The following is a 12,547-nucleotide window of genomic DNA, read 5'->3' as shown; positions in this document are numbered from 1 at the left end:
ATATGTCACAAAATTCGTTACTCGATAAATTAGAGCATTTGGTTACCCGCTTCAAAGAGGTGGGGACATTGATTACCGATCCGGAAGTGATTTCGGACATGGAACGCTACGTAAAGCTGAATAAGGAATACAGCGACCTTCAAAAGATTGTTGAGGTACGTAATGAATACAAGGCTGCATTAGAGGGCGTGTCCGAGGCGAAGAACATTCTCGCCAACGAATCGGATGCCGATCTGAGGCAACTTGCCAATGAAGAGTTAGCTTCCAACAGTGAAAAGATCCCTCTGCTGGAAGAGAAAATTAAACTGTTGCTTATACCTGCCGATCCCGAAGATGCCAAAAATGTGGTGATGGAGATACGTGGTGGTACCGGAGGCGACGAAGCGGCTATTTTCGCAGGGGATTTATACAAGATGTACACCAAATATTGTGAAAGCAAGGGATGGGCTGCTGAACTGGTCAGCTTTACCGAGGGTACATCCGGCGGTTATAAAGAAATCATTTTCACGGTGAGCGGCACCGATGTCTATGGTACGTTGAAATATGAATCGGGCGTACACCGGGTACAACGGGTACCACAGACGGAGACTCAGGGGCGTGTGCATACTTCGGCCGCTACCGTGGCTGTATTACCTGAAGCAGAGGAATTTGATGTGGATCTCAATCCGGCCGATATCGACTTCCATACCGCCCGTTCGAGTGGTGCGGGAGGACAAAATGTGAACAAGGTGGAGACCAAGGTGCAGCTCACCCACAGGCCGACGGGTATTGTGGTCATTTGCCAGCAGGCACGGTCACAGCTCAAAAACAGGGAGATCGCCATGCAGATGTTGCGTACGAAGCTCTATGATATAGAACTCTCCAAACGGCAGGGAGATATTGCTTCGCGACGGAAGACGATGGTATCCACCGGCGACCGTTCTGCCAAGATCCGGACCTACAATTATCCCCAGGGACGTATCACTGATCACCGTATCAACTACACTATTTACAACCTGTCGGCATTTATGGAGGGTGATATCCAAGGGGTGATCGACCAATTGATGGTGACTGAAAATGCGGAAAGGATGAAAGAGGCGGAGATTTCATGAAACAGAAAATGCTCATTTAAAATTATATGACCAAACAACAACTATTTGAACAGATACTTAAAAAGCAATCCTTCCTGTGTGTGGGATTGGATACGGATATAAAAATGATTCCGGAGCATCTGCTGGATACGGAAGATCCGATCTATGAGTTCAATAAAGCCATTATCGACGCTACAACGCCTTATTGTGTTGCCTATAAACCCAATCTTGCTTTTTATGAGAGTGAGGGTGTAAATGGGTGGATGGCGTTTGAAAAGACCGTTGCTTATATCCGCCAGCGCTATCCAGATCAATTCATCATTGCCGATGCCAAACGTGGAGATATCGGTAATACCAGCGAAATGTATGCCCGTACCTTTTTTGATGAAGTAAAAGTAAATGCCGTGACGGTAGCTCCCTATATGGGTAAGGACAGCGTGAAGCCCTTCCTTATTTATCCCGAACGGTGGGTTATCCTGCTTGCACTCACCAGTAACAAGGGAGCTCTTGATTTCCAGTTGACGGAAGACCGCAACGGTGAGCGTCTCTTCGAGAAAGTATTGCGCGTATCGCAGCAATGGGCCACCGCTGAACAGATGATGTACGTGGTTGGTGCTACCCAGGGTAAACTATTTGAAGATGTGCGTAAGATTGTACCGGAACATTTTTTGCTGGTACCCGGTGTAGGAGCGCAGGGAGGGTCGCTGGAAGAGGTGTGCCGCTATGGGATGAACAAAAGCTGCGGACTGCTGGTTAACTCTTCACGTGGAATTATTTATGCGGACAGCACTGAAGATTTTGCCTATACTGCCGGACAGGAAGCAAGAAAATTACAGCAGGAGATGAAGGAGATGCTGGAGAAATTCGGCGTAAGCCAAATCTTGAATTAAAAAAGATGGAAAAGAAAAGGAAAATAATCAATGATCCGGTCTTTGGATTCATCAATATCCCGAATGATTTTATTTACAAGATCATTCAGCACCCTTTTCTGCAAAGGCTTAACCGTATCCGTCAACTCGGCCTGGCACCGTTTGTCTATCCCGGTGCGCAACACACCCGTTTTCATCATTCCATAGGTGCCATGTTTCTGATGGATGAAGCACTCAAGACATTGAAAGAAAAAGGGCACGATATATCAAAAGAAGAAACCGATGCAGCATTGGTTGCCATTCTGTTGCATGATATCGGACATGGCCCTTTCTCGCATGTATTGGAGCATGCCTTGGTTACCAATGTGCATCATGAAACCATTTCCCTGTTGCTTATGGAACAGATGAACAGGGAATGGCAAGGCCGCCTGCAAATGGCAATCGACATTTTTACAGACACTTATTCCAAACGGTTTCTCCATCGGCTGGTGAGCGGGCAACTGGATGTGGATCGGCTCGACTACCTGCGTCGCGACAGTTTCTTCACCGGTGTGGTGGAGGGTAACATTGGTTCGGCCCGTATCATCAAGATGCTCGATGTGAAAGAAGATAAGCTGGTTGTGGAGTCCAAGGGAATCTATTCCATCGAGAATTTTCTGATGTCGAGGCGGCTGATGTACTGGCAGGTCTACCTGCATAAAACTGCGGTTGCAGCGGAGAAGATGATGATCAATACGCTTCGGCGTGCCAAGGAGTTGTCCATGATGGGTGAAAAACTGTTCGCCTCCCCTGCCCTCTCCTATTTTTTATCACAGGAGAGTACCAGAGCCGATTTTGAAAATAACGGGGAAGCGTTGCGTCATTTCGTCAATCTTGACGACAATGATATCTGGTCAGCACTGAAAGTATGGACTTCCCATTCCGACACGGTACTGTCGGTGTTGAGCGATGGCATGGTCAACCGGAAATTGTTCAAGATAGATATCAGGGAAGAAAGGGTTGATGAAGAAAAAGTCGCCACACGCATAGCAGCATATATCAAGAGATTCAACATCACTGCCCGGGAAGCCGCTTATTTCCTTTCATCCGATATACTGACAACAGACATGTACAATGAGGAAGACGACAGTATCGATATAGTCTATAAAAGCGGTGAGGTGAAAGATATTTCCAAAGCTTCGGATATGCTCAATGTAGAACTGCTGTCGAAGAAAGTCCAAAAATACTATTTCGCTTATCTAAGGGACTAACTCCCCTATCCTCTTCATCCTTCACTTTTAGTCCTTCACTCTTAATTTTTAGTTTTTAGTTCTCTTTTGCGTTGGGCACAAAGAATATCACCACAATACATCCGATAAGGCCAAGGCTAAGGATCACCCATCTGAGTGTACCGGGTCCCATGATTATAAATGAAGAGAACAGCACCATGATCGACATGAAAGCAAGTACTCCCACCTTTCCTCTGCGGGTAATTCCCTTCCGCCGTTGGTAGTTTTTGATCCGTGGCCCGAGTATTTTATTGTTCAACAACCAATTGTACAGTCTTGGTGAACTTTTGGCATACAGGAAAGCCGACAACAGTGCCAGGGGAGTTACCGGAAGGCCCGGCACGATAATGCCAAGAATGGCAAGTACAAGGGAGGCAGTACCTCCGATCACATAAAGTACACGCACAGTTCTGTTTTTTTTGATCTCTAGTTTGACTTCCTTTTCGGATACACTAATGGAGATATCTTGTACAGATGGACGATTATGTAGGTTTGAATTTTGATCCATAAATTGAATTCTTTTTTAGCTTGACTGATAAATTTATTCTACCGTAACCGGATACGACAGCTCTTTAACCAGGGAAGAAGAAGGAATAGCTTTTACCTATCCCTACCCCAAAAATATAGAGGATTGTAACAACGGACTGTAATTCCTTGAACAATCTGTTTTTGATACTGCTAATTAGCTGTTTATCCATATAAATCTGCTGTGATGGTTTATTCCCGTTTTGCTGTCCTTTGTCCCGGGGTTGGGGAGCAAAAGTACAAATCATTGTTCTATTTACAAAGCTTATAACTACAAAAAATATAAGAAATTGAGATGTCGTAGTTATGTTGAATAGGTGTAGTTGAATAATCAGAAGTATAATTTTTGTACTTTTCTGAATTTCCATTATCTTTGCGGATATTGTTAAGGTTATAAAAAATCTGTTTTAAATATAAATGATGGCTTCTACAGAGGGAAAGAAAAAAGAGATCCGCTTGCTTTTTGTTTGTCTTGGGAATATCTGCCGTTCACCGGCTGCCGAAGGCATTATGGCAACTGTTGTGGAGAAGAACGGCCTTCAGGATCTGGTTGAGGTGGATTCGGCCGGTACTTCCGGATGGCATCAAGGGGAACTACCCGATGAACGTATGCGGCTGCATGGTGAAAGAAGAGGGTATAATTTTGATAGCCGTGCCCGGAAATTCAAAAAGTCCGATTTCAATGATTTCGACTATATCCTGGTAATGGACCGGCAAAATTATGCCAATGTGAAAGCGTTGGCAACCAGTCAGGAACAAATTGATAAAATCCATATGATGACCGAATTTTCCCGTCAGTATACCCATCATGATCATATTCCCGATCCTTATTACGGCGGTGCATCAGGATTTGAACTGGTACTCGACCTGCTCGAAGATGCCTGTGAGGGATTGCTGCAGACCATTAAAAGAAAATACGGCTTTTAGACTCATTATGCAGGTGGATCCTGCACTATAATAGTAATAAAAAACGGCCGATTTCTCAGCCGTTTTCCCCTACCCTTGTTTATCGACTTAATAAGTCATCATTGGTTCAATTTTTCCGGCATCTTCAATCATTTTCGTGAGCTGGCCTAAAGAAGGCAGGCGACGTACCAGTTTTTTGGCTTCGTTTACTTCCTGCATTTTGGCATATAAGTTCTCAGCGTTGCGGTTCCGGAACTCTTTTACCGTATCCACACCGGCTGCTTCCAGCAGTTCTGAAAATTCTGACCCGATACCCGGTACGCGGAAAAGATCGGCGTGGTTAGTCCATTTCAGGATTAACTTTTCATCAATACCTGTCTCTTTTGCCATTGCGGCACGACCGGATTTACCGGCACATTTCTCGAGTAATCCTTCTGTAGAGGTAACACCGGCAGCTCTCAGCTTTTCTCCGTAAACAGGGCCAATACCTTCAATTTCTTCAATTTTGTATGCCATACGAGTAATTAATTTTTTTAGGGTTTAAATTAGGCGATTTCTGCCCAAATATAGGCACATCTATGAAACTATGCACTCACCATACACAAGTTTCAGGGAATGTGTGGAAAAAATCCCTAACTTTTTAGACTACATACAACGAACTGATGGATTCGTTGTTGCAAACCCTCATAATGGAATTGGCAAACATCTCGGCTACAGAAAGAATTTTTACTTTTTCCGATTTTTGGGAATAAGGAATGCTGTCGGTAAATATGATTTCCGTCAGTTTCGACTGGTCGACCCGCAACGAAGCGGGATCAGACATCACGGCATGACTGGCAATGGCCCTTACTGAGTTGGCCCCGTTCTCCATGATCAGGTCGGCTGCTTTGGTAATGGTACCGGCAGTATCTACAATATCATCGACAAGCAGCACATCCATCCCTTTTACATCTCCGATAATCTGCATGTCCGATATTTCATTTGCTTTCTTCCTCAGCTTATAGCAGATCACCATCGGGCATTCCAGGAACTTGGAATATGCGCTGGCACGTTTGGTACCACCCACATCAGGAGTAGCGATAACCATATTGCTCAGGTTAAGCTGTTTGATATATTCTATAAAAACACCCGACGCATAAAGGTGATCGACCGGTGTATTGAAAAAGCCCTGGATCTGGTCGGCATGGAGGTCCATCGTGATCAGGCGGTTGATCCCGGCTGCTGCCAGCATATCGGCGATCAGTTTCGCACCGATACTCACGCGCGGTTTATCTTTCCGGTCTTGCCTTGCCCAACCGAAATAAGGAATTACAGCGACGATGGATTTGGCCGAAGCACGTTTAGCCGCATCAATCATTAACAACAGTTCCATCAGGTTTTCGGAACTGGGGAAAGTCGATTGGATAAGGAATACCTGCTTCCCGCGAATTGATTCTTCATAGGAAACAGCGAACTCCCCGTCGGCAAAATGTTCAATGATCATGTTACCCAATGGGCAACCCAGACTGTTACATACCTTTTCTGCAAAGTAGCGTGACTTAGTGCCCGAAAAGATTTTAAATGGTTTCTCCTGCATTATTGATAGTTTTCTGAAAAATAAATATTTGGATCTTGATATAATTTGATAGAATCAAACTGAAAGCCGCAACAAAAGTACAAAAAAGTGGACTCAATTCAACATATATCATGAAAAAGAAATCTTGTAAATCTCTCCCGAATATGGATCAAGTGAAATATGGGGCGGGGAGTCGGGTGAGAATGCCAACTCTTTGCCTTCTGCGTGGAGCAGGGGCTTTAGCGTTCCCTTTCCAGTAGTGGCAATTTCAAAAAATGTGAAGGCATGATGCGGGATATCCACAGTACACTCATGTATCCTGTTATCGAAATTGACCGCTACCAATAGGAGTTCTTTTTTATTACTCCGCAGGAATGCAAAGAGATTGGCGGAATCGAACTCCCTGTTCTCATAATTGGCCGGCATCAGGTCATAAAAAAGACCGTTCGCAAGTGCCGCCTCTTCATTGCATAGGATGATCAGGCGCCGGTAGAATTGCTGTAACTCCTTCTCTTCCCCGGTGAGCTGTGCATCGTCCCACCGGCCGTTGTTATTCCATCGCCGCAGGGTATCTACAGACCAATAATCGAAGATAGTGGTACGTCCGTCCTTCCCGCTAAATCCCTCTTCGTCCATTCCTCTCTCTCCCAATTCCTGACCGGCATAGACCATCACCGGATTTGAATTGACGCAACAGGAGACGATCATGGCAGCCTTACCTTTACTTCCCTCTTTCAGGAAATAATCAGATGCCAACCGTTGTTCATCATGATTCTCCATAAAATTGAGCATACGGTGCTGTATATCTCCCACACTGTTTAGTGCAAAAGTGATGTCGGACGAGGGCCTGTAACCGCAGGAGACATCACGTAACACATCATATAACCCCACTTTATCGTAAAGATAGTCGAAGACGTTATGGGCCAGAAAATCGCGGTATGCCGAAGGGTTATATATCTCTGCCAGGAATATGACCTCCGGGAATTTATCCTTTACCCGGGGGATTGCCCACCTCCAGAATGCTAACGGTACCATCTCGGCCATATCGCACCGGAAGCCGTCGATATTTTTCTCCGCCCAATAGAGGAGTATATCCCCCATCTTTATCCATGTATCGGGAATTGGATCGAAATGTGCCTGTTTCCCGTGTAGGTAGTCTACTCCATAATTGAGTTTCACCGTCTCATACCAGTCGAAATGAGTGGGCCTATGCGAAAAACAGTCGTTACCGGTGGCCTTTGCCGGGATCTCGTTGTATGCCGGACCGGACGATTTTTGAAGTGAGAGTTGTATTTCTAACGCTTGCCCGGGGATATAGTAGAAATTGTTTTGCGGTGAAAATGCCATCGAGGTATCATCGTCCTCCCCGAAGTCTTTTACCCCTTCCGGCTTGTTGATGGAGCGGTAGTTCCTGGCTACATGGTTGGGTACATTGTCGATGATCACTTTCAGTCCGGCAGCATGTGTCCGTCGGACCAAGGCTTCGAATTCCGCCATTCTTTCCGGGACACTTGCAGCCAGGTCGGGATCCACATCATAATAGTCCCTCACCGCATATGGCGATCCCGCCTTGCCTTTGATGATTTCCGGATATTCATGCGGGAGCCCGTATGCCGTGTAATCGGTGGTGGAGGCATGAGCCAATACGCCGATATACCAGATGTGGGTATAACCGTTTGCTTTTATTTTTTGTAAAACGGTATCGGAAATATCATCGAATTTTCCTGTCCCGTTCTCTTCAATGGTGCCATTGAATTTGTTGGTGGAAGAACTGTTGCCGAATAGTCTGGGCAACAACTGGTAAACAAACAGTTTCTGGTTCATTGGATATTGGGGTTTTCGCTAATATCTGTTTCCGGATGTAATATTCCATTGCGTCTCCTGATCCGTTGGAGCTGCTCGCGTACTTTTTTGGTCAGGGCATAGTGCCTGTGGCATTTTCTTACGATCTCCCACGATTTCTCTTCACTCATTTTCACCACAGCATAATGATATCCTGCTTCCATGATCTTTAGCTGGTTCTGCAGGTCGAACATGGAATATTTTTCTATCCCTTTGGTCTCGATGAGTATATCACAATAAGCTTTATCGATGAGGGTGTTGGAGTTTGACATCAGGTTGAATGTGCGTTCCAGCATTCTTCGGATATTGTTTTTTTCCGGAGCCGGCAGGATCAGGGAGACATTCACCCCGATTACGTATTTACATTTCTTACGGATGACCGAGACGGGGAAATTTTTCAGCAATCCCCCATCCACATAGGGTACATCATGGATCATTTGGGGCTGGAATACAATGGGGACGGAACAGGAGGCGACTACCGCATCCACCAGGTCATCGCCATTGGAGAAGACGACGGTGGCAGCCCTCTTCCAGTCGGTAGTCACCACATGGAAAGGTATCTGGAGTTCCTCAAACCTTTTGGCCCTGAGGTTTTTCTTTAAAAATTTATGTAATCCGGTGCTTTTGAAAAAACCGGCTGTGGGTAAGGTGAACTCTACGAACTCACGGAACTCTTTTTTGTGGAAGAGCTCCACAATCTCATCGGGATGGTAGCCGTCGGCATAAAAAACGCCGGCAAGCGATCCGGCACTGGTTCCCGCAATCACATCGGGTTTCAGTCCGCATTTTTCCAATACTTTCAACGCGCCAAGATGGGCGAACCCTTTGGCACCTCCCCCACTTAGGGCGTAACCTAAGAAATGATCATAACTTTTACTGAAGATAGCCATGATATCTGTCTCCTTTCAGATGTTTTGTTACACAAATATGGGACTTTTTTTCGAGTTTTCAATTGCACAAATCAACTATTCCATATCGATCTGTCATTACTACTCTCCCCATTCCATCATCCGCCTGGTCACTCAACCACCCAAGCACTTTCTCACCTAGGCACTTTTTCCCGTAACTCCCGTATGGATTTTCCCAGTAGCGGATGAACGAGATCCGGGGCTATTTCGTATAAAGGGTCAAGCACGAAAGAACGGGTATGAAAACACGGGTGAGGAATGGTCAAATCAGGTGTGTCGATCACGCGGTCGCCGGCTAAGATAAGGTCGATATCTATAGTCCTGTCGGTATACTGCCCGTTTTTACTTTTCCGGGATCTACCTATCTCTTTTTCAATATCCTGAGTGATTTCGAAGAGCCTGTAAATATTTATATCGGTTGCCACTTCGCATGCACAATTGACAAATATATTCTCTGATTGAAAGCCGACGGGGGCTGTCAAATAAAAAGCGGATAGGGAAATTATGCTCCCTATCCGCTCTTCTATTCTATCCAAAGCCTCTTCTATATTTTTCTGCTTGTCACCAAGGTTGGATCCCAATGCCAGATAAACGGTATATTCATTCGTTCCGTTCATGTTATTCAACGCTGGATCAGTCTACAATCAGCATTGCATCCCCGTATGCCCCGAAAGTATATTTCTCTTTGATTGCCTCTTCATAGGCATTCATCACCTTTTCATATCCTCCGAAAGCGCAAGCCATCATCAGTAATGTGGAATAAGGCAGGTGGAAATTGGTGACCAGGCTGTTGGTAAGAGTGAAGTCATAAGGAGGAAAAATGAACTTATTGGTCCATCCATTCCGTGGTTTCAGGTGGCCGTCAGTGCTGACAGTCGTCTCTATCGCACGAAGTACGGATGTGCCGACAGCACAGATATTTTTCTCTGCGTCTTTCGCCCTGTTCACCTTTTCACACAATTCCTCGGTAATAATCATCTGTTCCGACTCCATCTTATGTTTGGTCAGGTCTTCCACATCAATCATGCGATAAGCACCCAATCCATTATGGAGCGTGAGAAAACCAAAATCAATATCCCTTATCTCCATCCTCTTCATCAGCTCGCGGCTGAAGTGCAGGCCGGCAGCAGGAGCAACCACCGCTCCTTCATGCTGGGCGAAAATATTCTGGTATCTTTCCACATCTTCGGGTTCAGCACTCCGCTCCAGATATTCAGGAATAGGTGTTTCGCCGATCGAGAACAACTGGTTTTTGAATTCGTCGTATGGGCCGTCATAGAGAAAGCGCAATGTACGGCCACGCGAGGTGGTGTTGTCGATCACCTCTGCAACCAGCTCTTCATTTTCGCCGAAATACAATTTGTTCCCGATACGTATCTTCCGTGCCGGGTTGACAAGCACATCCCACAAATGCTGTTCGGGATTCAATTCCCTCAATAAAAAGACCTCTATCTTGGCGCCGGTCTTCTCTTTGTTTCCGAATAACCGTGCAGGAAAGACCTTGGTGTTGTTGAAAATAAAGAAATCCCCTTTATTAAAATAATCCAGCACCTCTTTGAAGGTTTTGTGCTCAAGTTGGTCCGATTTCTTGTGGACCACCAGTAACCGGGACTCATCACGATGTGCCGCAGGGTATTTCGCAATAAGCTCTTCCGGCAAATTGAATTTAAATTGAGAAAGCTTCATAAGTTAAAAAATCCTGTATCAATTATATTTTATCTGTTTTCTTGTGTTACTTGAGGAATATTTTCATTAAAAAAATGATCAATATCATCCATATTAAGACAGTTATCCACTGTTATATCCCCTACCCTTGTACGCCGTAAGCCAGTAAGATGAGCACCACTATCCAGCGCTATCCCGATATCCCTGGCCAACGCTCTTATGTAGGTGCCCTTACTGCATACCACACGGATGGTGATATCCGGCATGTTATAAGAAATCAATTCGATATCATCTATAACCAATAATTTGGGTTTTAGTTCAATATCTTTATTTTTTCTGGCTAACTCATATGCCCTTTTTCCATCGACCTTGACTGCGGAAAAAACAGGTGGAACCTGTTCTATGGTACCGGTGAAACGGTGAAGTACATCCTCCACCATTTTTCTGGTGATATGGGTTGTCGGATATTCGGCATCGACTTCCGTTTCAAGATCGAACGAGGGGGTAGTGGCTCCGAGGCGGACATGTGCGATATATTCTTTTGTTTCAGCCTGTAAAGCCTCTATAAGTTTTGTTTTCCTGCCGGTGCAGAGGATCATTACCCCTGTGGCGAGCGGATCAAGCGTACCTGCATGTCCTACCTTCAGTTTCTTTATTCCCAGCCTGCGGCATATCTTGGCACGGACAACCCGGACCACCCGGAAGGAAGTCCAGTGTAACGGTTTATCGATATATAAAATTTCACCTTCGATAAAATCCATATTTTTTATACCATGGTCAGGCTTACCCCTGAGAAAACTAATATAAGCAATATGGTGCCTACGATGATGCGGTACACACCAAATGCCTTAAACCCGTAACGGGTGAGAAAATCGATAAAAAAGCGGATAGCCAGGATTGCCACTATGAATGCTACTACATTACCGATAACAAGCATTAAGATATTATCTTTCAGCATCGCGGTGCTGACGGGATCTTTCAGCAGTTGGTACAACTTATACCCTGCCGCTGCCGCCATAGTGGGAACCGCCAGAAAGAATGAGAACTCTGCAGCATTCCTGCGGCTGAGTTTAGTGGTCATCCCCCCGACGATGGTAGCCATGGAACGCGATACACCGGGAATCATGGCGATACACTGGAAAAAACCTATCGTAAGTGCCCTTTTCCATCCTATTGACTGCCCCTGCGACGGGTTGTTGAACCATTTATCCACAAATAGCATGAAAATACCGCCCAACACGAGCATCACAGCTACCACAGTGACATTTTCAAGTAACGCATCGATCTGGTCACCAAGAAGCAAACCGATGATCCCGGCGGGAACCACGGCGATAAACAGTTTCCAGTAAAAATCGAATTTGTAAATGAATCGGGTGAGGTAAGTCCATCCCTTTTTCGCGGCAGACATGCCGTGCACAGCTTCTTTATCAAAAACCACGATCGGGTTCAGCCGAAAAAAACGTTTCCAGTAGAGAACTACGACCGAAAGGATCGCGCCAAACTGAATGATCACCGTAAATGCTTTCACAAAATCAGTACTCTCCATTCCCAGTAATGCCTGGGTGATGATCATATGCCCGGTGGATGATACAGGAAGAAACTCTGTGAGCCCCTCTACGATGGCAATAATAATTGCTTCTAATATGCTCATTTATAATATATTTTGCAGTATCCGGCAATGATTTTATTTTCCGGATGTGCTGCTTTTTTCTTTCGAAGGATACAGAATGCCCACCACCATCAATACAAAACCGGAAAGGCAAACGACAGGTGCCAGTTTTATACGCCTGGCGCTGAAAATATCGGGTTCAAATCCGCCTTCGAGTGTGGTGGCCGGTCCGGTCATCAGCAGGAAACCTGCAATGATAAGAAGGATGGCGATGCCACAGATGATCAGGTTTGTTTTACTTAATGCAATACTTTTTTGAGACATATTGTG

14 protein-coding genes are annotated in these 12,547 nt (G+C 45.3%); 4 read left to right on the top strand and 10 right to left on the bottom strand.

The window, feature by feature from the left end:
- The first annotated feature begins 2 nt into the window (after positions 1 to 2).
- Genes prfA through U2P89_RS08500 form a run of 3 tightly spaced genes read left to right on the top strand, consistent with a single transcriptional unit; the run spans position 3 to position 3,189 of the window.
- Entirely contained in the window at positions 3 to 1,091 is a 1,089-nt protein-coding gene (prfA, locus tag U2P89_RS08510; RefSeq protein WP_091908205.1) for a peptide chain release factor 1, read from the top strand.
- A gap of 26 nt (positions 1,092 to 1,117) precedes the next feature.
- Positions 1,118 to 1,960: an orotidine-5'-phosphate decarboxylase gene (gene pyrF, locus U2P89_RS08505; protein WP_076930634.1), complete on the top strand. Its 843-nt coding sequence runs from the start codon at positions 1,118 to 1,120 to the stop codon at positions 1,958 to 1,960.
- 5 nt (positions 1,961 to 1,965) lie between these two features.
- The gene (locus U2P89_RS08500) at positions 1,966 to 3,189 is read left to right on the top strand and encodes an HD domain-containing protein (RefSeq protein ID WP_091908206.1); all 1,224 of its coding nucleotides are present in this window, start codon (positions 1,966 to 1,968) and stop codon (positions 3,187 to 3,189) included.
- A 55-nt stretch (positions 3,190 to 3,244) separates the two neighbouring features.
- Here the strand turns inward: U2P89_RS08500 and U2P89_RS08495 are convergent, their stop codons facing one another.
- The gene (locus U2P89_RS08495) at positions 3,245 to 3,715 is read right to left on the bottom strand and encodes a YbaN family protein (protein WP_091908208.1); all 471 of its coding nucleotides are present in this window, start codon (positions 3,713 to 3,715) and stop codon (positions 3,245 to 3,247) included.
- 434 nt (positions 3,716 to 4,149) lie between these two features.
- Here U2P89_RS08495 and U2P89_RS08490 point away from each other — a divergent pair, with 434 nt between their 5' ends.
- Entirely contained in the window at positions 4,150 to 4,659 is a 510-nt protein-coding gene (locus U2P89_RS08490; protein WP_313380373.1) for a low molecular weight protein-tyrosine-phosphatase, read from the top strand.
- Positions 4,660 to 4,746: 87 nt separating this feature from the next.
- Here the strand turns inward: U2P89_RS08490 and U2P89_RS08485 are convergent, their stop codons facing one another.
- The 9 genes from U2P89_RS08485 to U2P89_RS08445 all read right to left on the bottom strand — a co-directional run bounded on the left by U2P89_RS08485 (position 4,747) and on the right by U2P89_RS08445 (position 12,541).
- On the bottom strand, positions 4,747 to 5,154 hold the full coding sequence (locus U2P89_RS08485) for a DUF4332 domain-containing protein (protein ID WP_313380371.1): 408 nt from the start codon (positions 5,152 to 5,154) through the stop codon (positions 4,747 to 4,749).
- Positions 5,155 to 5,278: 124 nt separating this feature from the next.
- Positions 5,279 to 6,214: a ribose-phosphate pyrophosphokinase gene (locus tag U2P89_RS08480; protein ID WP_076930629.1), complete on the bottom strand. Its 936-nt coding sequence runs from the start codon at positions 6,212 to 6,214 to the stop codon at positions 5,279 to 5,281.
- Between the two features lie 108 nt (positions 6,215 to 6,322).
- On the bottom strand, positions 6,323 to 8,017 hold the full coding sequence (locus U2P89_RS08475; protein ID WP_313380368.1) for an alpha-amylase family protein: 1,695 nt from the start codon (positions 8,015 to 8,017) through the stop codon (positions 6,323 to 6,325).
- Entirely contained in the window at positions 8,014 to 8,925 is a 912-nt protein-coding gene (locus U2P89_RS08470; protein WP_313380366.1) for a patatin-like phospholipase family protein, read from the bottom strand. The genes U2P89_RS08475 and U2P89_RS08470 overlap by 4 nt, the downstream gene beginning before the upstream one ends.
- Positions 8,926 to 9,077: 152 nt before the next feature.
- Positions 9,078 to 9,560: a 2-amino-4-hydroxy-6-hydroxymethyldihydropteridine diphosphokinase gene (folK, locus tag U2P89_RS08465; RefSeq protein ID WP_313380364.1), complete on the bottom strand. Its 483-nt coding sequence runs from the start codon at positions 9,558 to 9,560 to the stop codon at positions 9,078 to 9,080.
- A gap of 16 nt (positions 9,561 to 9,576) precedes the next feature.
- Positions 9,577 to 10,629, bottom strand: a complete 1,053-nt coding sequence (gene queA / locus U2P89_RS08460) for a tRNA preQ1(34) S-adenosylmethionine ribosyltransferase-isomerase QueA (protein WP_313380362.1) — start codon at positions 10,627 to 10,629, stop codon at positions 9,577 to 9,579.
- A 29-nt stretch (positions 10,630 to 10,658) separates the two neighbouring features.
- Positions 10,659 to 11,369, bottom strand: coding sequence for a tRNA pseudouridine(55) synthase TruB (gene truB / locus U2P89_RS08455; protein ID WP_322191191.1), 711 nt, complete (start codon positions 11,367 to 11,369; stop codon positions 10,659 to 10,661).
- A gap of 5 nt (positions 11,370 to 11,374) precedes the next feature.
- Entirely contained in the window at positions 11,375 to 12,259 is an 885-nt protein-coding gene (locus U2P89_RS08450) for an undecaprenyl-diphosphate phosphatase (protein ID WP_076930623.1), read from the bottom strand.
- Positions 12,260 to 12,292: 33 nt separating this feature from the next.
- The gene (locus tag U2P89_RS08445) at positions 12,293 to 12,541 is read right to left on the bottom strand and encodes a DUF3098 domain-containing protein (protein WP_076930622.1); all 249 of its coding nucleotides are present in this window, start codon (positions 12,539 to 12,541) and stop codon (positions 12,293 to 12,295) included.
- Between the last annotated feature and the right edge of the window lie 6 nt (positions 12,542 to 12,547).

Source organism: Proteiniphilum sp., from assembly GCF_034331125.1.
Taxonomy (GTDB): domain Bacteria; phylum Bacteroidota; class Bacteroidia; order Bacteroidales; family Dysgonomonadaceae; genus Proteiniphilum; species Proteiniphilum saccharofermentans.
This window is presented reverse-complemented; position numbering and strand designations above follow the sequence as displayed.

Coding starts and splice junctions, on each gene's coding strand:
- prfA (WP_091908205.1), top strand. CDS start 3: ATGTCACAAAATTCGTTACTCGATAAATTAGAGCATTTGGTTACCCGC.
- pyrF (WP_076930634.1), top strand. CDS start 1,118: ATGACCAAACAACAACTATTTGAACAGATACTTAAAAAGCAATCCTTC.
- U2P89_RS08500 (WP_091908206.1), top strand. CDS start 1,966: ATGGAAAAGAAAAGGAAAATAATCAATGATCCGGTCTTTGGATTCATC.
- U2P89_RS08495 (WP_091908208.1), bottom strand. CDS start 3,715: ATGGATCAAAATTCAAACCTACATAATCGTCCATCTGTACAAGATATC.
- U2P89_RS08490 (WP_313380373.1), top strand. CDS start 4,150: ATGATGGCTTCTACAGAGGGAAAGAAAAAAGAGATCCGCTTGCTTTTT.
- U2P89_RS08485 (WP_313380371.1), bottom strand. CDS start 5,154: ATGGCATACAAAATTGAAGAAATTGAAGGTATTGGCCCTGTTTACGGA.
- U2P89_RS08480 (WP_076930629.1), bottom strand. CDS start 6,214: ATGCAGGAGAAACCATTTAAAATCTTTTCGGGCACTAAGTCACGCTAC.
- U2P89_RS08475 (WP_313380368.1), bottom strand. CDS start 8,017: ATGAACCAGAAACTGTTTGTTTACCAGTTGTTGCCCAGACTATTCGGC.
- U2P89_RS08470 (WP_313380366.1), bottom strand. CDS start 8,925: ATGGCTATCTTCAGTAAAAGTTATGATCATTTCTTAGGTTACGCCCTA.
- folK (WP_313380364.1), bottom strand. CDS start 9,560: ATGAACGGAACGAATGAATATACCGTTTATCTGGCATTGGGATCCAAC.
- queA (WP_313380362.1), bottom strand. CDS start 10,629: ATGAAGCTTTCTCAATTTAAATTCAATTTGCCGGAAGAGCTTATTGCG.
- truB (WP_322191191.1), bottom strand. CDS start 11,369: ATGGATTTTATCGAAGGTGAAATTTTATATATCGATAAACCGTTACAC.
- U2P89_RS08450 (WP_076930623.1), bottom strand. CDS start 12,259: ATGAGCATATTAGAAGCAATTATTATTGCCATCGTAGAGGGGCTCACA.
- U2P89_RS08445 (WP_076930622.1), bottom strand. CDS start 12,541: ATGTCTCAAAAAAGTATTGCATTAAGTAAAACAAACCTGATCATCTGT.